The 22,331-nt window shown below is 60.4% G+C and carries 18 protein-coding genes; 9 read left to right on the forward strand and 9 right to left on the reverse strand.

Going from position 1 to position 22,331, the window contains the following annotated elements; genetic code table 11:
• The first annotated feature begins 40 nt into the window (after nucleotides 1-40).
• Both AB4N85_RS17750 and AB4N85_RS17755 read left to right on the forward strand, forming a co-directional pair.
• The gene (locus tag AB4N85_RS17750; protein WP_150638471.1) at nucleotides 41-397 is read left to right on the forward strand and encodes a hypothetical protein; all 357 of its coding nucleotides are present in this window, start codon (nucleotides 41-43) and stop codon (nucleotides 395-397) included.
• 70 nt (nucleotides 398-467) lie between these two features.
• Nucleotides 468-962: a GreA/GreB family elongation factor gene (locus tag AB4N85_RS17755; protein WP_252868309.1), complete on the forward strand. Its 495-nt coding sequence runs from the start codon at nucleotides 468-470 to the stop codon at nucleotides 960-962.
• Here the strand turns inward: AB4N85_RS17755 and gdhA are convergent.
• Complete coding sequence (gdhA, locus tag AB4N85_RS17760) at nucleotides 959-2,296, reverse strand: NADP-specific glutamate dehydrogenase (protein ID WP_150638469.1); 1,338 nt, start codon at nucleotides 2,294-2,296, stop codon at nucleotides 959-961. The two genes, AB4N85_RS17755 and gdhA, sit on opposite strands and share 4 nt — an antisense overlap.
• A gap of 349 nt (nucleotides 2,297-2,645) precedes the next feature.
• Nucleotides 2,646-4,310, reverse strand: a complete 1,665-nt coding sequence (gene ettA / locus AB4N85_RS17765) for an energy-dependent translational throttle protein EttA (RefSeq protein ID WP_016773108.1) — start codon at nucleotides 4,308-4,310, stop codon at nucleotides 2,646-2,648.
• A gap of 287 nt (nucleotides 4,311-4,597) precedes the next feature.
• Here ettA and morA point away from each other — a divergent pair, with 287 nt between their 5' ends.
• The 5 genes from morA to AB4N85_RS17790 all read left to right on the forward strand — a co-directional run bounded on the left by morA (nucleotide 4,598) and on the right by AB4N85_RS17790 (nucleotide 13,058).
• The gene (gene morA / locus AB4N85_RS17770) at nucleotides 4,598-8,446 is read left to right on the forward strand and encodes a cyclic di-GMP receptor MorA (protein ID WP_056790520.1); all 3,849 of its coding nucleotides are present in this window, start codon (nucleotides 4,598-4,600) and stop codon (nucleotides 8,444-8,446) included.
• 231 nt (nucleotides 8,447-8,677) lie between these two features.
• On the forward strand, nucleotides 8,678-9,931 hold the full coding sequence (glyA, locus tag AB4N85_RS17775; RefSeq protein ID WP_041477786.1) for a serine hydroxymethyltransferase: 1,254 nt from the start codon (nucleotides 8,678-8,680) through the stop codon (nucleotides 9,929-9,931).
• 336 nt (nucleotides 9,932-10,267) lie between these two features.
• Nucleotides 10,268-11,581 (forward strand): C4-dicarboxylate transporter DctA, encoded by a 1,314-nt coding sequence (locus tag AB4N85_RS17780; RefSeq protein ID WP_150742265.1) that lies wholly within the window; start codon nucleotides 10,268-10,270, stop codon nucleotides 11,579-11,581.
• A 49-nt stretch (nucleotides 11,582-11,630) separates the two neighbouring features.
• Complete coding sequence (locus AB4N85_RS17785) at nucleotides 11,631-12,335, forward strand: FadR/GntR family transcriptional regulator (RefSeq protein WP_252868310.1); 705 nt, start codon at nucleotides 11,631-11,633, stop codon at nucleotides 12,333-12,335.
• Between the two features lie 18 nt (nucleotides 12,336-12,353).
• A complete protein-coding gene (locus AB4N85_RS17790) occupies nucleotides 12,354-13,058 on the forward strand; it encodes a GntR family transcriptional regulator (protein WP_252868311.1) in 705 nt (234 codons plus the stop codon).
• Between the two features lie 114 nt (nucleotides 13,059-13,172).
• Here AB4N85_RS17790 and yjiA read toward each other — a convergent pair whose 3' ends face one another.
• From yjiA to AB4N85_RS17805, 3 genes are all read right to left on the reverse strand, one after another.
• Nucleotides 13,173-14,150: a GTPase gene (gene yjiA, locus AB4N85_RS17795; RefSeq protein ID WP_252868312.1), complete on the reverse strand. Its 978-nt coding sequence runs from the start codon at nucleotides 14,148-14,150 to the stop codon at nucleotides 13,173-13,175.
• Between the two features lie 152 nt (nucleotides 14,151-14,302).
• A complete protein-coding gene (locus AB4N85_RS17800) occupies nucleotides 14,303-14,500 on the reverse strand; it encodes a YbdD/YjiX family protein (RefSeq protein ID WP_003228401.1) in 198 nt (65 codons plus the stop codon).
• Between the two features lie 15 nt (nucleotides 14,501-14,515).
• Nucleotides 14,516-16,582 carry a carbon starvation CstA family protein gene (locus AB4N85_RS17805; RefSeq protein ID WP_041477781.1) on the reverse strand — a complete coding sequence of 689 codons (2,067 nt, stop codon included), beginning with the start codon at nucleotides 16,580-16,582 and terminating at the stop codon, nucleotides 14,516-14,518.
• Between the two features lie 159 nt (nucleotides 16,583-16,741).
• On the opposite strand from AB4N85_RS17805, the gene AB4N85_RS17810 reads away from it, so the two are divergent.
• The gene (locus AB4N85_RS17810; protein ID WP_041477779.1) at nucleotides 16,742-17,110 is read left to right on the forward strand and encodes a PilZ domain-containing protein; all 369 of its coding nucleotides are present in this window, start codon (nucleotides 16,742-16,744) and stop codon (nucleotides 17,108-17,110) included.
• Between the two features lie 51 nt (nucleotides 17,111-17,161).
• Here AB4N85_RS17810 and radA read toward each other — a convergent pair whose 3' ends face one another.
• Genes radA through katB form a run of 3 tightly spaced genes read right to left on the reverse strand, consistent with a single transcriptional unit; the run spans nucleotide 17,162 to nucleotide 20,722 of the window.
• A complete protein-coding gene (radA, locus tag AB4N85_RS17815; RefSeq protein ID WP_007909773.1) occupies nucleotides 17,162-18,529 on the reverse strand; it encodes a DNA repair protein RadA in 1,368 nt (455 codons plus the stop codon).
• A gap of 47 nt (nucleotides 18,530-18,576) precedes the next feature.
• Nucleotides 18,577-19,122 carry an ankyrin repeat domain-containing protein gene (locus AB4N85_RS17820; RefSeq protein ID WP_095181862.1) on the reverse strand — a complete coding sequence of 182 codons (546 nt, stop codon included), beginning with the start codon at nucleotides 19,120-19,122 and terminating at the stop codon, nucleotides 18,577-18,579.
• Nucleotides 19,123-19,180: 58 nt separating this feature from the next.
• Nucleotides 19,181-20,722 (reverse strand): catalase KatB, encoded by a 1,542-nt coding sequence (gene katB / locus AB4N85_RS17825; protein WP_460065281.1) that lies wholly within the window; start codon nucleotides 20,720-20,722, stop codon nucleotides 19,181-19,183.
• Between the two features lie 285 nt (nucleotides 20,723-21,007).
• Between katB and mscL the strand changes: the two genes are divergently transcribed.
• Nucleotides 21,008-21,421: a large-conductance mechanosensitive channel protein MscL gene (gene mscL, locus AB4N85_RS17830; protein WP_024014404.1), complete on the forward strand. Its 414-nt coding sequence runs from the start codon at nucleotides 21,008-21,010 to the stop codon at nucleotides 21,419-21,421.
• Between the two features lie 45 nt (nucleotides 21,422-21,466).
• On the opposite strand, the gene AB4N85_RS17835 is transcribed toward mscL, so the two are convergent.
• The gene (locus AB4N85_RS17835) at nucleotides 21,467-22,243 is read right to left on the reverse strand and encodes a ferredoxin--NADP reductase (RefSeq protein ID WP_460065285.1); all 777 of its coding nucleotides are present in this window, start codon (nucleotides 22,241-22,243) and stop codon (nucleotides 21,467-21,469) included.
• Nucleotides 22,244-22,331 lie beyond the last annotated feature (88 nt).

Genomic DNA, 22,331 nt, shown 5'->3' on the forward strand with positions numbered 1-22,331 from the left:
GACTTCCCGTATCAGCCGAAAACCGGCGCGGGAGAGTGCGATGTGGCGGTACGTGGGATTGTTGGGCGTTGTATTGGCGCTGGGCGGTTGCCAGACCACCCATGAAGACTTGATCGCCAAAGGCTATCCACCGGCCTTCGCCGACGGTTTCGATGACGGTTGCGTCAGCGGCCGGCAAGCGGCGGGCTCGATCAGCGGTGAGTTTCGCAAGAATGTGCCGCGCTATCTCAAGGACCAGCAATACGCCGACGGCTGGGTCGACGGCTTCCGCCAATGTCAGGCGATGCTGGAAAACAGGAATCGCGAGCAATATCGCAACGAACATTGGGATGAGCGCGAACGTGCCTGGCAGCAGCAGAAGGACCAGGACGTCGGGCGGGCTTATCGCTCGCAATAGGTCGCTTGCAGACATCCGTTGAAACCAAATGCCGGCAACCATGGCCCAAATCCTTTAACAGGAGGACTTCATGAGTCGCGCATTCGTCAACGAAGACAACGCCGCCGCGCAGGCCGATCAGCCGGTCGAACGTCAGGTCAGCACGCAGCCCAATTACGTCACACCGCAAGGTCTGGCGCAGTTGCAGGGGAAAGTCGCCGAGCTGCAAAGCCTGCACGCCGAGCAAACGGCCAAGGGCGAGCAGGCCGACAAGCAACGTCTGGCCGATCTGCAACGGGATCTGCGCTATTTCACTCAACGCCTGAGCAGCGCCCAAGTCGCAGTCGCTGCGACCTCCACCGACAAGGTCCAAATCGGTAGCTGGGTGACCTTCGCCCACGAACACGACACTGAACACCGCGTGCAACTGGTCGGCGAGGATCAGGCCGACGCCAGTCAGGGCCTGATCAACTGGGCTTCACCGCTGGGCCGGGCCTTGCTCGGCGCCCGGCTCAACGATGAAGTGCTGTGGCAGCGGCCTGCCGGCGATCAACTGATCGAGGTGATCCGCATCGAACCGGCTTAAACCACGCCTTGCGCCAGCATCGCATCGGCGACTTTGACGAAGCCGGCGATGTTCGCGCCTTTGACGTAATTGACCTGACCGTTGTCTTCGCCGTAATGCACGCAGGCGTGGTGGATCGCCTGCATGATCGCGTGCAGTTTGCTGTCGACCTCGCCCGCCGTCCACAGCAGGCGCATGGCGTTCTGCGACATCTCCAGACCGCTCACGGCCACACCGCCGGCATTCGATGCCTTGCCCGGTGCGAACAGAATGCCGGCCTCGATAAAGATATCCACAGCCTCCAGCGTGGTCGGCATGTTCGCGCCTTCAGCCACACAGACGCAGCCATTGCGCAGCAGCGTGCGCGCGGCCTCGGCATCAAGTTCGTTCTGTGTCGCGCAGGGCAGCGCGATATCGCACGGCAGCGACCACGGATGTTGGCCGGCGCGGAATTCCAGACCATGGGCGTTCGCCAGTTCGCTGATGCGCCCGCGTTTGATGTTCTTCAGCTCCAGCAGCGCCAGCCACTGTGCTTCGCTCAAGCCTGCCTCGCAGTACAGCGTGCCTTCGGAGTCGGACAGGGAAATCACTTTGCCGCCCAGATCCATCACTTTGCGCGCCGCGTACTGGGCAACGTTGCCGGAACCGGAGATCGCCACGCGCTTGCCTTCCACGGTCTGTCCACGGCGCTTGAGCATTTCTTCGGCGAAGTACACGCAGCCGAAACCGGTGGCTTCCGGGCGAATCAGGCTGCCGCCGTAGGTCATGCCCTTGCCGGTGAGGACGCTGGTGAACTGGTTGCTCAGGCGCTTGTACTGGCCAAAGAGGAAACCGATCTCCCGCGCACCGACACCGATATCACCGGCCGGCACGTCAACGTCGGCGCCGATGTGGCGATACAACTCGCTCATGAACGCCTGACAGAAACGCATGACCTCGGCGTCGCTCTTGCCCTTCGGATCGAAGTCGGAACCGCCCTTGCCGCCGCCCATGGGCAGGGAGGTGAGCGAGTTCTTGAAGGTCTGCTCGAAGGCGAGGAATTTCAGCACGCCGAGGTTCACCGATGGATGGAAGCGCAGGCCGCCCTTGTAAGGGCCGATGGCGCTGTTCATCTGGATACGGAAGCCGCGATTGACCTGGACCTTGCCCTGATCGTCGACCCACGACACGCGAAACACCACCGCGCGCTCGGGCTCGCAGATGCGCTCGAGAATGCCTGAAGTCAGGTAATGCGGATTGGCTTCAAGAAACGGCCACAGACTGCGCAGGACTTCTTCGACAGCCTGGTGGAATTCGGGTTGATCCGGGTCGCGTTTTTTCAGGCGCGCAAGGAAGGATTCGACGGATTCGATCATGGGCAAAGTCTCGGCAAATTTATTGTCGTTGGAGGAGATTGGGCCGGACTGTAACAAACGAATTGCGCACAGGAACAGAGCAAAATGTCGCAGTTATGAAATTAAATGGTGCACAGGATATAAATCCGAGGGGTATTTGATCCGTTTTTGCACCTGAGTGGGGAGCACAGATCCAAGACTTGCACCAACAGTTACACCGTATTCGCGAGCAGGCTCGCTCCCACATTTGGAATGCGTTACCCCTGTGGGAGCGAGCCTGCTCGCGAAAGCCGCAACTCGGTTTATCAGGAAAAACCCAGGGCAAAAAAAACGGAGCCCGAAGGCTCCGCTCTTGTGCAACCAACCCGAATCAGGCCAGTTTCTTGTGACGTACCCGGTGAGGCTGGGCCGCTGCTTCGCCGAGGCGTTTTTTGCGATCGGCTTCGTACTCGGTGTAGTTGCCTTCGAAGAACACCGCTTGCGAGTCGTCTTCGTACGCCAGGATGTGCGTGGCGACACGGTCAAGGAACCACCGATCGTGGGAGATCACAATGGCGGCGCCCGGGAAGTCGAGCAGGGCTTCTTCCAGCGAACGCAGGGTTTCCACGTCGAGGTCGTTGGACGGTTCGTCGAGCAGCAGGACGTTGCCGCCCTCCTTCAGGGTCAGCGCCAGGTGCAGACGACCGCGCTCACCGCCGGACAGATCCTTGACGAACTTTTGCTGATCGCCGCCCTTGAAGTTGAAGCGGCCGACGTAAGTGCGCGACGGGATTTCGTAGTTGCCGATGCGGATCTGGTCGGAACCGTCGGAAATCTGCTGGAACACGGTCTTGCTGCCGTCGAGGTCTTCGCGGCTCTGGTCGACGCAGGCCAGTTGCACGGTTTCGCCGATTTCGATGCTGCCCGAATCCGGGGTTTCCTTGCCCATCAGCATGCGGAACAGCGTCGACTTACCGGCACCGTTACCACCGATCACGCCGACGATGGCGCCTTTCGGCATAGAGAACGACAGGTTGTCGATCAGCACGCGATCGCCGTAGCCCTTGGTGACGTTCTTGAACTCGATGACCTTGTCGCCCAGGCGTGGACCGGCCGGGATGTAGATCTCGTTGGTCTCGCTGCGCTTCTGGAATTCCTGCGATTGCATTTCTTCGAAGCGTTGCAGACGTGCCTTGGATTTCGACTGGCGGGCCTTGGCGCCTTTGCGCACCCACTCCAGTTCTTCCTTCATGGCTTTTTCATGAGCCGACTGCTGCTTGGATTCCTGGGCCAGACGATCGGACTTGGCTTCGAGCCAGCCCGAATAGTTGCCCTCGTAAGGAATGCCCGCGCCGCGGTCGAGTTCCAGAATCCAGCCGGCGACGTTGTCGAGGAAGTAACGGTCGTGCGTGATCGCGACCACGGTGCCCGGGAAGTCGTGGAGGAAATGCTCCAGCCACGCCACCGAATCGGCGTCCAGGTGGTTGGTCGGTTCGTCGAGCAGCAGCATGTCCGGCGCGGACAGCAGCAGACGGCACAGGGCGACACGACGCTTTTCACCACCGGACAGGTGTTCGACTTTCGCGTCCCAGGCCGGCAGACGCAGCGCATCGGCGGCGACTTCCAGCTGGCGCTCGAGGTTGTGGCCGTCGCTGGCCTGCAGGATCGCTTCGAGCTTGGCCTGTTCAGCAGCAAGCTTGTCGAAGTCGGCGTCCGGGTCAGCGTAAGCCGCGTAGACCTCGTCCAGACGCGCTTGCGCATCCTTGATCACGCTGACCGCTTCCTCGACCACCTCACGTACGGTCTTGGCAGGGTCGAGCTGCGGCTCTTGCGGCAGGTAACCGATGTTCAGGTCCGGCATCGGACGGGCTTCGCCTTCGAACTCGGTGTCGACGCCAGCCATGATTTTCAGCAGCGTGGATTTACCCGAACCGTTGAGGCCGAGCACGCCGATCTTGGCGCCGGGGAAGAAGGACAGCGAAATGTTCTTGAGGATTTCCCGCTTCGGCGGAACAACTTTGCCCAGCCGATGCATGGTGAAGACGTATTGAGCCATGGAGAACCTTGGGTCAGTGACAGATGAATGATTGGAGCGCAGGCGATGCCTGGCCAGACTGTGCGCGTCGTTCACTTGATCGCAATCAATGCGTGCGCGCTGGAAAAAGTCTGATTGTAGGGGCTGGAACGCCCCCGGTCTAACCGGCAAAGCTACCTTAATGCCGGAAGGCAGTCCAGCCGAGAGGGGCTGGCACTTCGCCACAACTCAAGGCATGCTAGCCGCCCTTCGGGCGTCCGGCTTATAGTGCACGTCGCGCCAGTCCAGCCAAATCGCAGGATCACAGCTTGACCAATGTCACTCCGCCAGCCTCTGTGAGCAGCACCCCACCGGCGCCCGGCTCGCCCCTGCGCGGGACATTGAAGGGTGCGCTGGCCACCCTCGTGCTGTTATTGCTCGCGTTGCTGTTCTGGCAACTGCTCGATCAATTGCGTGAAACCCAGAAGAACCAGCGCCAGTACACCATCGATTACACCGCCGATCTCGCCGCTCAGGTCAGCCTGAACATGGCGCTGAATGCGCAAATCGCCCTCAATCTGCTACCGATCGTCGAACAACCGCAAACTGCCGACGAACAGCAGATGCTCCTGCGCAAGTTGCAGCGTTCGCTGCCGGATCTGCGCAGCATGGCCCTGCTTTCTCCCTCCGGCCGCATCATCAGCGACAGCGCCACCGACAGTTCCGACGCCGATTACCTGACCGAACTGGTGCGTCGCAGTCGCGCTCAGGCGCATTATTTCAGCAATGCCGATGACGGCTCGGTGGTACACCTGCTGTTGCATCAGGCCAGCGGCAGCAGTCGCGGTTACTGGGCCTTGCGCCTGACGCCAACCTTCTTCGACTCGCTCACCAAACAGGACGCCACCGCCCTGCGCCCGCTGTGGCTGGTGGAAAACCGCCTCAATCATCAGATCATCAGCCGCGAAGCAGGGCTGCCCTCGGTCAAGGCTGGCGGGCTGACGCCTGACGATGTCGCCAACACCGTGCTGACCGTGCCGCTGAGCAGCAGCGACTGGCAACTGCGCGGGCTGTTCGACCGCCAGCGCGTACTGGAAGAATTGCTGCCGGCATTCATCGGCAAATGCCTGCTCGGCCTGGCGTTCTCGATGTTGCCGGTGATCGCGCTGCTGAACATGCGTCGGCGTCAGCGCCAGGTGCATGAAGGCCGGCGGCGTTATCAGGATATTTTCGAAGGCACCGGCGTGGCCTTGTGCGTGCTTGACCTGTCCGGCCTCAAGCAGATGTTCGATAAGGCGCAGATCCAGACCAGTGACCAGCTCAAGGCCTGGCTCGACCAACCGCAGCAGCGCCAGCAGTTGCTCGCGGAAATGCGCGTCACCGAAGTCAATCAGGTCGCCCTGCAACTGCTCGATGTGCACTCCTGCGACGATGCCTGGCAACTGCTGATCGATGGCCAGCGCCATCCGCAGTGCGCGATCGGTCAGCAGATCCTCGACGCCGTCCTGCAGCAGCAGAAGCAGCTGGAACTGGAAATCAAACTGCCCAACAGCAATGGCCGCGACCAGCACCTGTGGATGGTTTTGCGCCTGCCGAGCGAGCAGCACGACTATAAAGCGGTGATCCTCAGCATCAACGACATCACCAGCCGCAAGCTGATCGAGCTGTCGCTGCTGGAGCGTGAAGGCTTCTGGTCGGACGTGGTGCGCACCGTGCCCGATCATCTGTATGTGCAGGACGTGATCAGCCAGCGGATGATTTTCAGCAACCACCACCTCGGCCAGACCCTGGGGTACAACCGCACTGAACTGCATCAGATGGGCGAATACTTCTGGGAAATCCTTCTGCATCCGGAAGACGCCGACTATTACCATCGCTCGCGGCAGTTGCAGCGTCACGCCGGTTACAGCCAGTTGTTGCAATGCCAATTGCGCTTCCGCCATCGCGACGGCAAGTGGCGGCGCTTCGACATCCGTGAACAGGCGCTGGCGCGGGACAAGCATGATCAGGTCACGCGGATCATCGGCGTCGCCAAGGACATCACCGAACAGATTGAGGCGAGCGAATCGCTGCGTGACAGCGAGCAGCGCTACCGCATGCTCGCCGAAAGCATCAGCGACGTGATTTTCTCCACCGACAGCAAGCTCTCGCTGAACTACGTCAGCCCGTCGGTGCAGGCCGTGCTTGGCTACAACGCCGAATGGATTTTCCAGAACGGCTGGCAATCGATCATCGCCAATCCCGGGCAACTGAACGGCATTCATGTGCTGATGGACCGCGTCAGCAAGGCGCTGGACAAGCCCGAGCAACTGGCATTGCTGCGCAGTCAGGTGCAAACCCAGCTGTTCCTCTTCGATTGCCTGCGTGCCGATGGCCGCAAGATTCCGATCGAACTGCGCCTGGTGCTGGTTTGGGACGAACACGGCGCGTTCGAAGGCGTGCTCGGCGTCGGCCGCGATATCAGCCAGCAGCGCCGCGCGGAAAAAGACCTGCGCATGGCCGCTACGGTATTCGAGCACTCGACTTCGGCAATCCTGATCACCGACCCGGCCGGTTATATCGTTCAGGCCAACGAAGCCTTCAGTCGGGTCAGCGGCTACAGCGTCGGCGAAGTGCTTGACCAGTTGCCGAACATGCTCACCGTCGACGAACAGCAGGATGCGCACCTGCGCTACGTGCTCAAGCAGTTGCACGAGCACAGCACCTGGGAAGGCGAAGTATGGATGAAGCGCCGTAACGGCGAGCACTACCCGGCGTGGGTCGGCATCACTGCCGTGCTCGACGACGAGGGCGATCTGGCCAGTTACGTGTGTTTCTTCAGCGACATCAGCGAGCGCAAGGCCAGCGAGCAGCGCATCCACCGCCTCGCCTATTACGACGCCCTCACCCACCTGCCGAACCGCACGCTGTTCCAGGACCGTCTGCACACCGCGCTGCAAGCGGCCGAACGGCAGAAGTCGTGGGTGGTGCTGATGTTCCTCGACCTCGACCGTTTCAAACCGATCAACGACTCCCTCGGCCACGCCGCCGGCGACCGCATGCTCAAGGACATGGCCACGCGCCTGCTGGCCTGCGTCGATGACGACGACACCGTGGCGCGCATGGGCGGCGACGAATTCACCTTGCTGCTGCAGCATCGCTCCAATCGCGAACTGGCGCTGAACCGGGCGATTCATGTCGCCGAGCAGATTCTCGCCAGCCTGGTGCGGCCGTTCGTGCTCGAGGGCCGCGAGTTCTTCGTCACCGCCAGTATCGGCATCGCCCTGAGTCCGCAGGACGGCAACGAACTCAGCCAGTTGATGAAGAACGCCGACACGGCGATGTACCACGCCAAGGAACGCGGCAAGAACAACTTCCAGTTCTATCAGGCCGACATGAACGCCAGTGCGCTGGAGCGTCTGGAACTGGAAAGCGATCTGCGCCATGCGCTGGAGCAGAACGAATTCGTCCTGTATTACCAGCCGCAGTTCAGTGGCGACGGCAAGCGCCTGACCGGCGCCGAAGCGCTGCTGCGCTGGCGCCATCCACGTCGCGGGCTGGTGCCGCCGGGGGATTTCATTCCGGTGCTGGAAGAGCTCGGCCTGGTGGTGGACGTTGGCGACTGGGTCATCAGCGAGGCCTGTCGACAGCTGAAAACCTGGCACCAGCAACGGGTGCGGGTGCCGAAGGTGTCGGTGAACATTTCCGCACGGCAGTTCTCCGACGGCCAGTTGGGCACGCGAATCGCGACGATCCTGCGCGAAACCGGCCTGCCACCGGCGTGTCTGGAGCTGGAACTGACCGAAAGTATCCTGATGCGCGAAGTCAGCGAGGCGATGCAGATTCTTGCCGGGCTGAAGAACCTCGGCCTGAGCATCGCAGTCGATGACTTCGGCACCGGTTATTCATCGCTCAACTACCTCAAGCAATTCCCGATCGACGTGCTGAAGATCGACCGTACTTTCGTCGACGGCCTGCCGTCCGGCGAACAGGACGCGCAGATCGCCCGGGCGATCATCGCCATGGCCCACAGCCTGAACCTGGCGGTGATCGCCGAGGGCGTGGAAACCCACGAGCAACTGGACTTCCTGCGTGAGCATGGTTGCGATGAGGTGCAGGGCTATCTGTTCGGCCGGCCGATGCCGGCGGGACGGTTTGAAGCGCAGTTCTGTAACGACGCGCTGTTCATGTTCGACTGAACATCTGCGGCGCGCCCTTCGCGAGCAGGCTCGCTCCCACAGGGGAATGCATTGCAGCAGGGGAATGCATCTCAAATGTGGGAGCGAGCCTGCTCGCGAAAGGGCCGGCAAAAGCACCGCACATCTGTCATGAACGCCACTTGTCTGCGACATGACGTCGTTTCATATGTCATCCAAAAGCGGTTGGGTTAGAATGCCCCCCTTTTCTGCCCCCGATCCTTGAGGACCGCCATGTTCAGCCGTGATTTGACTATTGCCAAGTACGACGCCGACCTTTTTGCCGCCATGGAGCAAGAAGCTCAGCGTCAGGAAGAACACATTGAGCTGATCGCTTCGGAAAACTACACCAGCCCAGCGGTGATGGAAGCTCAAGGCTCGGTCCTGACCAACAAGTACGCCGAAGGCTATCCGGGCAAGCGTTACTACGGTGGTTGCGAATACGTTGACGTGGTTGAACAACTGGCCATCGACCGTGCCAAGGAACTGTTCGGCGCCGATTACGCCAACGTTCAGCCGCACGCCGGTTCCCAAGCCAACGCCGCTGTTTACCTGGCTCTGCTGCAAGGTGGCGACACCATTCTGGGCATGAGCCTGGCCCATGGCGGTCACCTGACCCACGGCGCCAGCGTTTCCTCCTCGGGCAAGCTGTACAACGCCGTTCAATACGGTATCGATGCCAACGGCCTGATCGACTACGACGAAGTCGAGCGTCTGGCGGTCGAGCACAAGCCGAAAATGATCGTTGCCGGTTTCTCTGCCTACTCGCAGATCCTCGACTTCCCGCGCTTCCGCGAAATCGCTGACAAGGTTGGCGCTTACCTGTTCGTCGACATGGCTCACGTCGCCGGTCTGGTTGCCGCTGGTGTCTACCCGAACCCGGTGCCGTTCGCCGACGTCGTGACCACCACCACGCACAAGACCCTGCGCGGTCCACGTGGCGGTCTGATTCTGGCCAAAGCGAACGCCGAGATCGAGAAGAAGCTCAACTCCGCAGTGTTCCCGGGCGCCCAGGGTGGCCCGCTGGAGCACGTGATCGCGGCCAAGGCGATCTGCTTCAAGGAAGCGCTGCAGCCTGAGTTCAAGGCTTACCAGCAACAAGTGGTGAAGAACGCCAAGGCCATGGCCGAAGTGTTCATCGCGCGCGGTTTCGACGTGGTTTCGGGCGGTACTGAAAACCACCTGTTCCTGCTGTCGCTGATCAAGCAGGACATCTCCGGTAAAGACGCCGACGCCGCTCTGGGCAAAGCGTTCATCACCGTGAACAAGAACTCCGTGCCGAACGATCCACGCTCGCCGTTCGTGACTTCCGGCCTGCGCTTCGGTACTCCGGCTGTGACCACTCGCGGTTTCAAAGAGGCTGAGTGCAAAGAGCTGGCCGGCTGGATCTGCGACATCCTGGCTGACCTGAACAACGAAGCGGTGATCGATGCCGTTCGCGAGAAAGTCAAAGCCATCTGCAAGAAACTGCCGGTGTACGGCGCTTAATCGCGACGTTAAACCAGCAGCATGAAAAACCGGCCAAGTGATTGGCCGGTTTTTTTTCGCCTGCAATTCACCTGTAGGAGCTGCCGAAGGCTGCGATCTTTTGATCTGGATTTTAAAAACAAGATCAAAAGATCGCAGCCTTCGGCAGCTCCTATACGCGTTTGGGGCCACTGGTCAGACCGGTCATGCCAATTTCATGTTTCCCCCTTGTAATCAGGAAAAAACCAAGCCTAGACTGCGCCTGCACTGGACATACCGGTAAGACCACAATAATTAAGTCCTGCATCCGCTGCGCAACGCGTGCGGCAGCCAGGACACCGACCCAGGATTCCTCCCATGCTCAGATGGTGCTCGCGTTCAATCTTCCTTCAAGTGGTTCTCGGACTGATGCTCGGCATCGTCTGCGGGCTGACCCTTCCTGAATACTCCGCTCAGCTCAAACCGCTCGGCGATGGCTTCATCAAACTGATCAAGATGCTGATTGGCCTGATCGTGTTCTGCGTGGTGGTCAGCGGCATCAGCGGCGCGGGCGATCTGAAGAAGGTCGGGCGCATTGGCCTCAAATCGGTGATCTACTTTGAAGTGCTGACCACCATCGCTCTGGTGATCGGCTTGGTGTTCGCCTTCAGCACCGGCATTGGCAGCGGCGCGAACATTCATCTGGAGCAACTCTCCAGCGCCGACATGGGCGACCTCGCCGAGCGCAGCCAGCACATGCACACCACCACGCAATTTCTGATGGACCTGATCCCGACCTCGGTGATCGGTGCCTTCGCTGACAACAATATCTTGCAAGTGCTGTTGTTCTCGGTGCTGTTCGGCAGTGCGCTGAATCTGGTTGGCGAAGCGGCTTCCGGGATTTCGCGACTGATCAACGAACTCAGCCACGTGATTTTCCGCATCATGGGCATGATCGTCCGGCTGGCGCCGATCGGCGTGTTCGGCGCCATCGCCTTCACCACCAGCAAATACGGTCTCGACTCGCTGCAGCACCTGGGCAGTCTGGTCGGTCTGTTCTACCTGACCTGCATCGCCTTCGTCGCGCTGATCCTCGGTCTGGTGATGCGCGTCTCCGGCCTGCGCATGTGGCCGCTGCTCAAGTACCTGCGGGAAGAACTGCTGATCGTCATGGGCACCGCCTCTTCCGACGCCGTGCTGCCGCAGATCATGCGCAAGCTCGAACACCTCGGTATCGGCAGCTCGACGGTCGGTCTGGTGATCCCGACCGGGTACTCGTTCAACCTCGACGGCTTCTCGATCTACCTGACCCTGGCCATCGTGTTCATCGCCAATGCCACCGGCACACCGCTGGCGATGACCGATTTGCTGACGATTCTGCTGGTGTCGCTGATCACCTCCAAAGGCGCCCACGGCATTCCCGGTTCGGCGCTGGTGATTCTCGCGGCAACGCTGACGGCGATTCCGGCGATTCCCGTGGTCGGCCTGGTGCTGGTGTTGGCCGTGGACTGGTTCATGGGCATCGGCCGCGCGCTGACCAATCTGATCGGCAACTGCGTCGCCACCGTGGCCATCGCCCGCTGGGAAAAGGACATCGATGTACAGCGAGCGAACAAGGTGCTCAACGGCGAACAGGGCTATAACTTTCAACCGCGAAAAACCGTCGCTCCGGCGGCGGCCAAAGAATTCTGAATGAGTGCCGTGCCTGCCAATGCGCAGGCACGGCGCAGGGAGCCAATACGTGATTACAACTTCAACCGTCGTCAATTCAGTGGTGGAAAAACTCCGCGCCGCGTTGGCCCGAGGCCAGTGGCGCTCCGGCGACATGCTGCCGGGCCAGCGTGAACTGGCCGAACAGCTGGGCATCAGCCGGCCGAGCCTGCGCGAAGCGGTGATCGTGCTGGAAACACTCGGCCTGGTGCGCTCGATGCCGGGCAAAGGCGTGGTCGTCCTCGATGCGCAACTCAGCGACAGCCAGAGCCACGACAGCGCAGTCGCCGGGGCGAGCCTGGAAGATGTGCTGCAACTGCGCTACACCCTCGAGCCGTTCATTGTCGGGCTGGTTGCGCAATCGATCAGCAGCAAGGAGGTCGGCCAGTTGCGCCTGACCCTGATGGACATGCGCGAAGCCCTCGAGGCCGGTGACAGTGAGGCCGGGGTCAGAGCCTACATCGCCTTCCACGAAGAACTGTTCACGCTGACCTCGAACCCGATTTTCCAGAGCGTGGTGCAGCAGACCAGCAATGCCCTCAAGCAAAGCGCCGAAGTGTTGCGCAATTCCCCGGAACATCTGGCCGAACGTCTGGAAGAAAACGAAGCGGTGGTCCGCGCGATCCGCAGCAAGAACAGCGCTCAGGCCAGCGCCGAAATGCGTCGGCACATTCTGCGCGAAGGCCAGCGCATGGGCGTTGAGCTGAATATTCCGGACGACAACCTGCCCACCTGATTTGCCAGGAGAACGGCCATGAACAGTTTTGCTTCAGCCTCGCATGCCGATTCTACCGCCCTGCCCGTCTCTCGCCTGCGCATGCCGGTTGAGGAGTTGTATCCGCGACTGTTCGACGCGATTCTCGAGCAGCGTATCGATGAAGACAGCCGGTTCACCGAGGACAGTCTGCAAGCGATGTTCGGCGCCGGCCGCGCCGATGTACGACGGGTGCTGACGCAGTTGTCCCATGAGCAGATCGTGGTATTGCGCGCCAATCATCGACCACGAGTGGCTGCGCCTGATCGGGAGCTGATCCGGCAGACCTTGCATGCGCGACGGTTGGCTGAGAACACGTTGGTGGGGTTGGCGTGTCAGCGTCCGCAGCCAGACGATTTGAATTGCTTGCGCACGTTGATAGAGCGCGAGAAGCGCGCCGTCGAGCAGGATCGGCGCGGGGCGGCGATTCGGTTATCGGGGGAGTTTCATCTGCAGTTGGCGCGGATGGCGGCTAATGTGCCGTTGGCGCATTTTCTGCACAGTCTGGTGCCGCTGACGTCGTTGGCGATTGCGCGGAGTCGGTGCCCGACGCGCAGCTGTTGCGCGTGGCAGGAGCATTTGGCGTTGGTTGAGGTTGTGGAGCGAGGTGATGCTGCTAAGGCAGAGGGGCTGATGAATCGGCATCTGGATCATCTTGAGCAGACACTGCTGGGTTCAGATCTTGAGCATTGTGCTGTCGGTTAGACCGCCTTCGCGAGCAGGCTCGCTCCCACAGTGGATTGCATTCCTTCTGACAGAATGCGTTCTACTGTGGGAGCGAGCCTGCTCGCGAAGAGGCCCGTTGAGCTATTGAAATTATCAGGCTTGTTGCGCTGCAACCCTGGCAAACCCCGCCCGAATCTTCTCTTCCGGCAAGTCATCGGCGATAAACACGATCACACTCTCCCGCGCCTCGCCCTCGGCCCATTCAGTGTCCCAGTCGAAACCATAGAGTTTCAGCACACCCTGAAACACCAGGCGCCGATCTTCGCCAGCAATATTCAGCACGCCTTTGTAGCGCAGCAATTGCCTGCCGTGTTCTTCCAGCAGTTCGTTCATGAATTCGCTGAGCTGATCGATATCCAGCGCCTGATCGGTGCGCAGCACCAGGCTGGAGATGCGATCGATCGACGGCGCCTTGCTCACCGGACGCAAGCTCAAACCGCCGCCCAGGTCAGCATTGAGGTTGAAACCACGCACATCCAGCAGTTCAGCCAGATCGATGTTGCCATGCTCGACCACGCGGATCGGCGCGCGGCGGTTGATTCGCGTAAGGCGCTCGCTCAGCGCGGTGAACGTCGGCTCATCGACCAGATCGGTCTTGCTCACCAGCAAGCGATCGGCGAAACCGATCTGCGCCTGGGCGATGGTCTGGGTCAGGTGCACGTCCGCGTGGGCGGCGTCGACCAGGGTGATGATGCCGTCGAGCAGGTAACGCTCGCGCAGCTCTTCGTCGATGAAAAAGGTCTGCGCCACCGGTGCCGGATCGGCGAGACCAGTGCACTCGATCACCAGACGATCGAAGGCGATCTCGCCGCTGTCCAGGCGCTCGAGCAGCAAGTACAGCGCCTTGGTCAGATCGGTGTGAATGGTGCAGCAGACGCAGCCGTTGGCCAGGGTCATGACCTGCACCGGCTCGTCACCCAGCAACTGAGTGTCGATGCCGGCGTCGCTGAATTCGTTTTCGATCACGGCGATTTTCAGGCCGTGCTCGGCTTTCAATAAATGACGCAGCAAAGTGGTCTTGCCGGCGCCGAGGAAACCGCTGAGGACCGTTACCGGAATGGGAGAAGACAAAACCCGATCTCCTGAAAAGAATACAAAAACAAATGTGGGAGCGAGCCTGCTCGCGAAAGCGGTGTGTCAGTCAAATCCTTCATCAACTGACACTCCGTATTCGCGAGCAGGCTCGCTCCCACAGGGGATTACCTCAACCGCAGGCTGTCAGCTCAACAGCACTTCGGCCCACCCTTGCCACCGTAACGGGCTTCCTGACGTTCGCGGAAGAACATCTCGTAGCTCATCACCGGTTTGTCCGGGTGTTTGGTTTGCATATGCTCGACGTAGGTGTCGTAGTCGGGCATGCCGACCATCAGGCGCGCGGCCTGACCGAGGTATTTACCGAGGCGACTCAGGTCATTGAACATGCTGCAATCCTCTGGTTACGCATCCGGCAGGGCCTGGAATGGCGATTCTTTATCCGTACGCTCTTTCTTGCCCCAGGCGGCGATGCCGACCTTGAGCGCATAGAACAGGATGCTGAACACCACGAACAGGAACAGCGCGGTGAGTGTGGCGTTGGTGTAGGCGTTGAAGATCACGTGCTGCATCTGCTCGACGCTTTTCGCCGGCGCCAGCACCTGACCGTTGGCCAGCGCATCGCTGTACTTCTTGGCCAGGGACAGGAAGCCGATCGCCGGGTTGGCGTCGAACAGCTTGATGAAACCAGCAGTGGTAGTGCAGATCAACAGCCAGGTGGCCGGCAACAGGGTGACCCAGATGTAGCGCTGGCGCTTCATCTTGATCAGGACCACGGTGCCGAGCATCAGCGCGATACCGGCGAGCATCTGGTTGGAGATACCGAACAGTGGCCACAGGGTGTTGATGCCGCCCAGTGGATCGATCACGCCCTGATACAGCAACCAGCCCCACATCGCCACACAACCGGCGGTGGCGATCAGGTTGGCGGTCCACGATTCAGTGCGCTTCAGCGCCGGTACGAAGGAGCCGAGCAGATCCTGCAGCATGAAGCGTCCGGCACGGGTACCGGCGTCCACAGCGGTGAGGATGAACAGCGCTTCGAACAGGATCGCGAAGTGGTACCAGAACGCCATGGTGTTTTCACCCGGCAGGACACTGTGCAGGATCTGCGCAATACCGACCGCCAGGGTCGGCGCACCACCGGCGCGGGCCAGAATGGTGGTTTCGCCGATATCATGGGCAACCGCTTGCAGCGCCTCCGGCGTAATCGCGAAGCCCCAGCTGGTGACCATTTGCGCTACTGACGCGGCATCACTGCCGACCACAGCGGCCGGGCTGTTCATGGCGAAGTACACGCCTGGCTCGATCACCGAAGCGGCAACCATGGCCATGATCGCCACGAACGATTCCATCAGCATGCCGCCGTAACCGATGTAGCGGGCGTTGGTTTCGTTATCCAAAAGCTTCGGCGTGGTGCCCGACGAGATCAACGCGTGGAAACCGGAAACCGCACCGCAGGCGATGGTGATGAACAGGAACGGGAACAGACCGCCCTTCCACACCGGGCCGGTGCCGTCGACGAACTGGGTCAGTGCCGGCATTTTCAGCTCGGGCATGGTCACCAGAATACCGATCGCCAGGGCGACGATGGTGCCGATCTTGAGGAAGGTCGACAGATAGTCACGCGGTGCCAGAATCAGCCACACTGGCAGCGACGCGGCGACAAAACCGTAACCGACCAGCATCCAGGTAATTTGCACACCGGTGAAGGTGAAGGCTTTGGCCCATACCGGATCGGCAGCAATCTGCCCGCCCAGCCAGATCGAACCGAGCAGCAGCAACACACCGACCACGGAGATTTCGCCGATGCGGCCCGGGCGGATGTAGCGCATGTAGATGCCCATGAACATCGCGATCGGGATGGTCGCCATCACGGTGAAGATGCCCCACGGGCTCTCGGCGAGGGCCTTGACCACGATCAGCGCCAGCACCGCGAGGATGATGATCATGATCAGGAAGCAGCCGAACAGTGCGATGGTCCCGGGAATCCGGCCCATCTCTTCACGCACCATGTCGCCCAGGGAACGGCCGTTGCGTCGGGTCGACATGAACAGGACCATGAAGTCCTGCACCGCGCCCGCCAGCACCACACCGGCAATCAGCCAGAGTGTGCCGGGCAGATACCCCATCTGCGCCGCCAGCACCGGACCGACCAGTGGCCCCGCGCCAGCGATGGCCGCGAAGTGGTGACCGAAAAGAATGTGTTTGTTGGTCGGCACGTAGTCCAGACCATCGTTGTTGAGCACGGCGGGGGTGGCCCGACGCGGATCCAGTTGCATCACGTTGTTGGCGATGAACAGACTGTAGTAACGGTACGCAACCAGATAAATGGCCACGGCAGCGACCACAATCCACAAGGCGTTGATCGCCTCGCCGCGGCGCAATGCCACTACGCCCAGGGCGCACGCTCCTACGATTGCCAGCACGAGCCAGGGTAAGTGGCGCAGCAGGCTATTATTATTTTTCATTTTATTATTCCAGCCAGGGTGGACAAGAAAGACAGCCACCCCGAGTTTAGCGCTTACGGCGCCAAAGGCCATACCCCGACATAGGTCTAGACGCTTGAACGATTGGCTGGCGCCCGCATTCGCGGTCTATAGTCAGCGAACCTTCATGAGGATTGCGCCATGAGCGAGCACCCCGCCAATCGACGTCGTTTCAAACGTATTGCGTTCGATGCCCGAACCGAGCTGAAACAGGGCGAATACATCTGGCCGGTCAAACTGATCGACCTGTCGCTCAAGGGCCTGCTGATCGAGCGACCGGAGCCGTGGCTTGGGGATAAAGAGCAGGACTTCCTAGTCGACATTCATCTGAGCGAAGACGTCGATATCGAAATGGACGTGCATCTGGCCCACGAGGAAAACGGCCACTTGGGATTCATCTGCCGGCATATCAGCCTGGAATCGATCCAGCGCCTGCGCCGCTTGATCGAACTGAATCTGGCGGATGAGGCCGAGCTGGAGCGCGAACTGGGTGCGCTGATCGAAATCTGACTTGCCCCCTGTAGGAGCTGCCGAAGGCTGCTCCTACACAGGGGATTGTGGTTACTCGAAGAGTGCGTCGAGGGCCTGTTCGAGACGCGTCACGGCGATGATCTGCAAGCCGGGAGGCGATTCCTTCGGAGCATTACCCTTCGGCACGATGGCGCGTTTGAAGCCGTGCTTGGCCGCTTCTTTCAGCCGCTCCTGCCCGCTCGGCACCGGGCGCACTTCGCCAGACAGGCCGACTTCGCCGAACACCAGCAGATCATGCGGTAACGGCCGATTGCGCAAACTCGACATCACCGCCGCCATCAACGCCAGATCCGACGCTGTCTCCAGCACCTTCACGCCACCGACCACGTTGAGGAACACGTCCTGATCGTGGGTCGGAATCCCGCCGTGGCGGTGCAGCACCGCAAGCAACATCGCCAGACGGTTCTGATCCAGCCCCAGCGTCACCCGACGCGGGTTGGCCAGATGGCTGTCATCGACCAGTGCCTGCACTTCCACCAGCATCGGTCGGGTGCCTTCCCACGTCGCCATGACCACACTGCCCGGGACTTCTTCCTGGGCGCGGGTGAGAAAAATCGCCGATGGGTTGGAGACTTCTTTCAGGCCCTTGTCGGTCATGCCGAACACGCCCAATTCGTTGACCGCCCCGAAACGGTTCTTCACCGCGCGCAGCAGACGTAGACGACCATCGGATTCACCTTCGAAATACAGCACGGTATCGACCATGTGTTCCAGAACACGCGGACCGGCCAAGGCGCCCTCTTTGGTGACGTGGCCGACGAGGAAGATCGCCGTGCCGCTCTGTTTGGCGTAACGCACCAGCAGCGCCGCACTTTCACGCACCTGCGACACGCCGCCCGGCGCCGATTGCAGCTGTTCGGTGAAGATGGTCTGGATCGAGTCGATCACCATGACCTTGGGCTTTTCCTGGCGAGCGGTGGCGATGATGGTTTCGATGCAGGTTTCGGTCATCACCCGCAGTTGATCCTGCGGCAGGCCGAGACGGCGGGCGCGCATCGCCACTTGCTGCTGGGATTCCTCACCAGTGACGTACAGCGCCGGCATGCTTTTGGCCAGATTGCACAGGGTTTGCAACAGAATGGTCGATTTGCCGATCCCCGGATCACCGCCGATCAGCACAACCGAGCCATCGACCAGACCACCGCCGAGCACGCGGTCGAGCTCACCGGAAGCGGTGGAAAAACGTGGAATCTCTTCGATGCTGACTTCGGCGAGCGTCTTGATCTGCGCCTGCTGGCCAGCCCAACCGGTGCGCCCGGTGGGTGCCGTGGCGCCGCCGCTTTCGATCATGGTTTCGGTCAGGGTGTTCCAGGCACCGCACTCGCCGCACTGCCCGGCCCACTTGGGAAAGGTTGCGCCGCACTCGGTGCAGCCGTACATGCGCTTGGCCTTGGCCATCAGAACCCCCGGAACAAAAGACGCGATGATAACGCAGCCACCGCCGATCAGCGCGGCGCAGCAGTACGGATTTCGCCGCTGGCCAGACGTGCGGCGCTGTTGCCCAGCGGATCCTCGGCATTGAGGTCGGCGCCTCTGGCTTTCAACGCATCAAGCAATTCCAGACGCTTGAACAGCCCGGCGTACATCGCCGCTGTCTGTCCGGCGCCATTACGCTGGTCGGGGCTGCAATCGCTGGCCATCAGTCGCCGGGCGATCTGTAATTCGCCTTTGAATATCGCGCCCATCAGCGCCGTGTTACCGCGTTGGTCCTGGGCACAGGCATCTGCGCCAGCGGCGAGCAGGCGCTCAACCGCCGGCGCCTGACCGTGATAGGCCGCCAGGATCAGCGCGGTGTAACCCTTGCTGTCGCGGGTATCGAGGGAATAGCCAGACTCGATAAAGGTCTCGAGCATCGGCACATCACCCCGGCGGGCGGCGTCGAAGTAGTAATCCTGCAACTGCGCCTTGACCGCCTCGGGACTTTGCTCGACCGGTGCCGCCCACGCGCTGAACGACAGGCACCCGGCCAGGCATAAAAGAAAAACACGCATCGGGCTCTCCTTGAGCGCACGCGAGGCCGCACAGGCCCTCGCGTGCGCCGCATGGCTATCAGTCGGTCAATTTCGCCGCCAATGCTTTCACGCGGTTGAGGTCGCCCTTGGCCACTTCGGTCACACCGCTGCCGTACTCAGGGTCGGCCTTGTACAGGAACGACAGGATGATGTGCTTGCTCTCGTCATCAGTGGTGGCCAGCGAGCCGCCGAAGCTGTCGATCAGGTCGCGGCGTTCCTGCTTGCTGTACGAGCGATACAGATCACCGGCCTGCTTGAAGTTCTGCTCACGCTGGATCTTCGCCTGCTGCGTGCTGCCCGACAGCGCCGACTGGCTGTAACGCGCCGATGATGTTTCTTCACGCGGTTGCAGGCGGCTTGGCTGGTAGTTGACGCCGGACTGGCTGGCGCCGAAATTCATCGCACCATCCTGATTGCCATTGTTCACTGCGGTTTTCGGTGCGTTGATCGGCAATTGCAAAGCGTTGGCGCCGAGGCGATACATCTGCGTATCGGCATAAGAGAACACTCGGCCCTGCAACAAGCGGTCTTCCGAAGGTTCGATACCCGGAACTACGTTGGCTGGAGCCATGGCAACTTGTTCGGTTTCCTGGAAGACATTGGCCGGATTACGGTTCAGGACCATTTGTCCAACTTTGCGCTCGGCAATACCCGGCCAGATCTTGGTTGCATCCAATGGATCGAAATCAAACTTGGACAAATCCTGTGGCTTGAGAACTTGCACGTACAAGTCCCACTTCGGAAAGTTGCCCTTGTTGATATTACTCACCAAGTCGTTAGTCATATGACTGTAATCCTGACCTTGAACTTCGCTGACTTGTTTTGGCGTGAGGTTCTTGATGCCTTGAAGACTCTTCCAGTGAAACTTCACGTAGTGAACTTCATTCTTGGCATTGATCAGCTTATAGGCATGAACACCATTGCCATCCATCTCCCGGTAACTGGCCGGAGTGCCGTAGTTGGAATACAACTCGGTCAGCGTGCGGGTGGCTTCCGGTACATGGGAGAAGAAATCGAACCGGCGCGAATCGTCATCGAGGTTGGTGCGCGGATCGGGCTTGAAGGCGTGGACCATGTCCGGGAATTTGATCGCATCACGGATGAAGAAGGTCGGGAAATTGTTGCCGACCAGATCCCAATTGCCGTCAGCAGTGTAGAACTTGGTGGCGAAACCGCGCGGGTCACGCAGGGTTTCCGGGGAATGGTTGCCATGCACCACCGCCGAGAAACGCACGAATACCGGCGTGCTCTGGCCTGCGGCGAACACCTTGGCCTTGCTCAGGTCGCTGATGTCATCGGTCACGGTGAAGGTGCCGTGAGCGCCGGTGCCGCGTGCGTGTACGACGCGCTCGGGGATGCGTTCACGATCGAAGCGCTGCAGCTTCTGGATCAGTTGCACATCCTGCAGCAGCACCGGGCCGTTGGCGCCGGCAGTTTGCGAGTTCTGATTGTCACCGACTGCCGAGCCGTTATCGCGGGTCAGCGGAGCGGCGTTGACCGAAAAGGTCAGCAGCCCGGCAGTCAGTACGCCGAAGGTGCGGCGGAAGGGAAAAGCCCCCAGTCCAGGAGTGGATGTCATATCAGGTTCCTCTGGTTTTATTGGGCGCATCCAGGTGCGCCACACCAAGGCTAGAGGCCTGTGCCGCAGAACATAAATAGAAAGAACGTAACACCATGATTGAAGAAATTGGCTTTCCCGTCAGCGGGTTAGCGCGTATTCCGCGCGCGATTGCTGGCAATTTGCAAACTAATCGTCAATCGATGTGTCGATAAAAACGGGCATTGTAAGAAGGTGTTTCGCGCAGGAGGCGTTTCGCTGATTTACACTGCCAACACCAAACTCATCTGTAACAAGGAAATAACTATGGGCGTGCTTAGCGAGTTCAAGGCCTTCGCGGTCAAAGGCAATGTGGTCGACATGGCCGTCGGTATCATCATCGGCGCGGCGTTTGGCAAAATCGTTTCGTCGTTTGTCGGCGACGTGATCATGCCGCCGATTGGCCTGTTGATCGGTGGAGTGGACTTCAGTGATCTGGCTGTCACGCTCAAAGCAGCCCAGGGCGATGCGCCCGCAGTGGTGCTGGCTTACGGCAAATTCCTGCAGACGGTGCTGGATTTCGTGATTGTCGCTTTCGCGATTTTCATGGGTGTCAAAGCCATCAACCGCCTCAAACGTGAAGAAGCCGTAGCACCGACCGCGCCGCCGATCCCGAGCAAGGAAGAACAACTGCTGGGCGAAATTCGCGACCTGCTCAAGGCGCAGAACGAGCGGCCCTGAGGCATTCGGTAGTCATCAAAACGGCACCCGCGGGTGCCGTTTTCGTTACCAGTAATTTTCCACCGCAACCTGCCCCGGCTTGCGCGTCAGGCTCAGGCGCATGTCGCGCTGTTTCAGCAAGGCGCGAGTGTCGTCGATCATCTGCGGGTTGCCGCACAACATCACACGCGAATGCTCTGGCGAGAGCTCAACGCCCGCCGCACGTTCCAGCTCGACGTTTTCAATCAGCGTAGTAATCCGGCCCCGCAGCGCGCCTGGATGCGCTTCGCGGGTCACAGTGGGGATGAATTGCAGCTTGTGGGCGTATTCGCTCAGATAGTCCCGTTGCGCCAACCCGGCGATCAACTCCTGATAAGCCAGTTCCCGCGCCTCCCGCACGCTGTAAACCAGAATGATCCGCTCGAATTTCTCCCAGACCTCGAAGTCCTGCAGGATCGACAGAAACGGTGCCACCCCGGTGCCGGTGGACAGTAACCACAGGTCTCGGCCATCGACAAAGCGATCCAGCGTCAGGTAGCCGAACGCCTGGCGTTCTACCATCAAGCTGTCGCCGACCTGGAGCCGGCTCAGCTCACTGGTGAATTCGCCGCCCGGCACGACGATGGAAAAGAACTCGAGAAACTCGTCGAACGGCGACGACACCATCGAATAGGCGCGCCAGACTGTGCTCCCATCGGCCTTGGTGACGCCCAGTCGGGCGAACTGGCCGGCACGAAAGCGAAAGCCTGGGTCGCGGCTGGTGCGCAGCGTGAACAGGTTCGCCGTCAACGGTTGCACATCGAGCAAGGTCTGGGTGGTGTACTTCTCGGCACTGGCAGTCATGAGGCACTCCTTGAAACGATTGCCTACAGTGTCCCGCAAAACCGCGCTGCCAAACACCTGCCAACGGTAATGATATTGACAGAATCAG

The organism is Pseudomonas sp. H1_G08 (assembly GCF_054681355.1).

Excerpts from the sequence above, each read along its gene's own strand:
- AB4N85_RS17750 (WP_150638471.1), top strand. The coding sequence starts at position 41 with ATGTGGCGGTACGTGGGATTGTTGGGCGTTGTATTGGCGCTGGGCGGT.
- AB4N85_RS17755 (WP_252868309.1), top strand. The coding sequence starts at position 468 with ATGAGTCGCGCATTCGTCAACGAAGACAACGCCGCCGCGCAGGCCGAT.
- gdhA (WP_150638469.1), bottom strand. The coding sequence starts at position 2,296 with ATGATCGAATCCGTCGAATCCTTCCTTGCGCGCCTGAAAAAACGCGAC.
- ettA (WP_016773108.1), bottom strand. The coding sequence starts at position 4,310 with ATGGCTCAATACGTCTTCACCATGCATCGGCTGGGCAAAGTTGTTCCG.
- glyA (WP_041477786.1), top strand. The coding sequence starts at position 8,678 with ATGTTCAGCCGTGATTTGACTATTGCCAAGTACGACGCCGACCTTTTT.
- AB4N85_RS17780 (WP_150742265.1), top strand. The coding sequence starts at position 10,268 with ATGCTCAGATGGTGCTCGCGTTCAATCTTCCTTCAAGTGGTTCTCGGA.
- AB4N85_RS17790 (WP_252868311.1), top strand. The coding sequence starts at position 12,354 with ATGAACAGTTTTGCTTCAGCCTCGCATGCCGATTCTACCGCCCTGCCC.
- AB4N85_RS17800 (WP_003228401.1), bottom strand. The coding sequence starts at position 14,500 with ATGTTCAATGACCTGAGTCGCCTCGGTAAATACCTCGGTCAGGCCGCG.
- AB4N85_RS17805 (WP_041477781.1), bottom strand. The coding sequence starts at position 16,582 with ATGAAAAATAATAATAGCCTGCTGCGCCACTTACCCTGGCTCGTGCTG.
- AB4N85_RS17810 (WP_041477779.1), top strand. The coding sequence starts at position 16,742 with ATGAGCGAGCACCCCGCCAATCGACGTCGTTTCAAACGTATTGCGTTC.
- radA (WP_007909773.1), bottom strand. The coding sequence starts at position 18,529 with ATGGCCAAGGCCAAGCGCATGTACGGCTGCACCGAGTGCGGCGCAACC.
- AB4N85_RS17820 (WP_095181862.1), bottom strand. The coding sequence starts at position 19,122 with ATGCGTGTTTTTCTTTTATGCCTGGCCGGGTGCCTGTCGTTCAGCGCG.
- katB (WP_460065281.1), bottom strand. The coding sequence starts at position 20,722 with ATGACATCCACTCCTGGACTGGGGGCTTTTCCCTTCCGCCGCACCTTC.
- mscL (WP_024014404.1), top strand. The coding sequence starts at position 21,008 with ATGGGCGTGCTTAGCGAGTTCAAGGCCTTCGCGGTCAAAGGCAATGTG.
- AB4N85_RS17835 (WP_460065285.1), bottom strand. The coding sequence starts at position 22,243 with ATGACTGCCAGTGCCGAGAAGTACACCACCCAGACCTTGCTCGATGTG.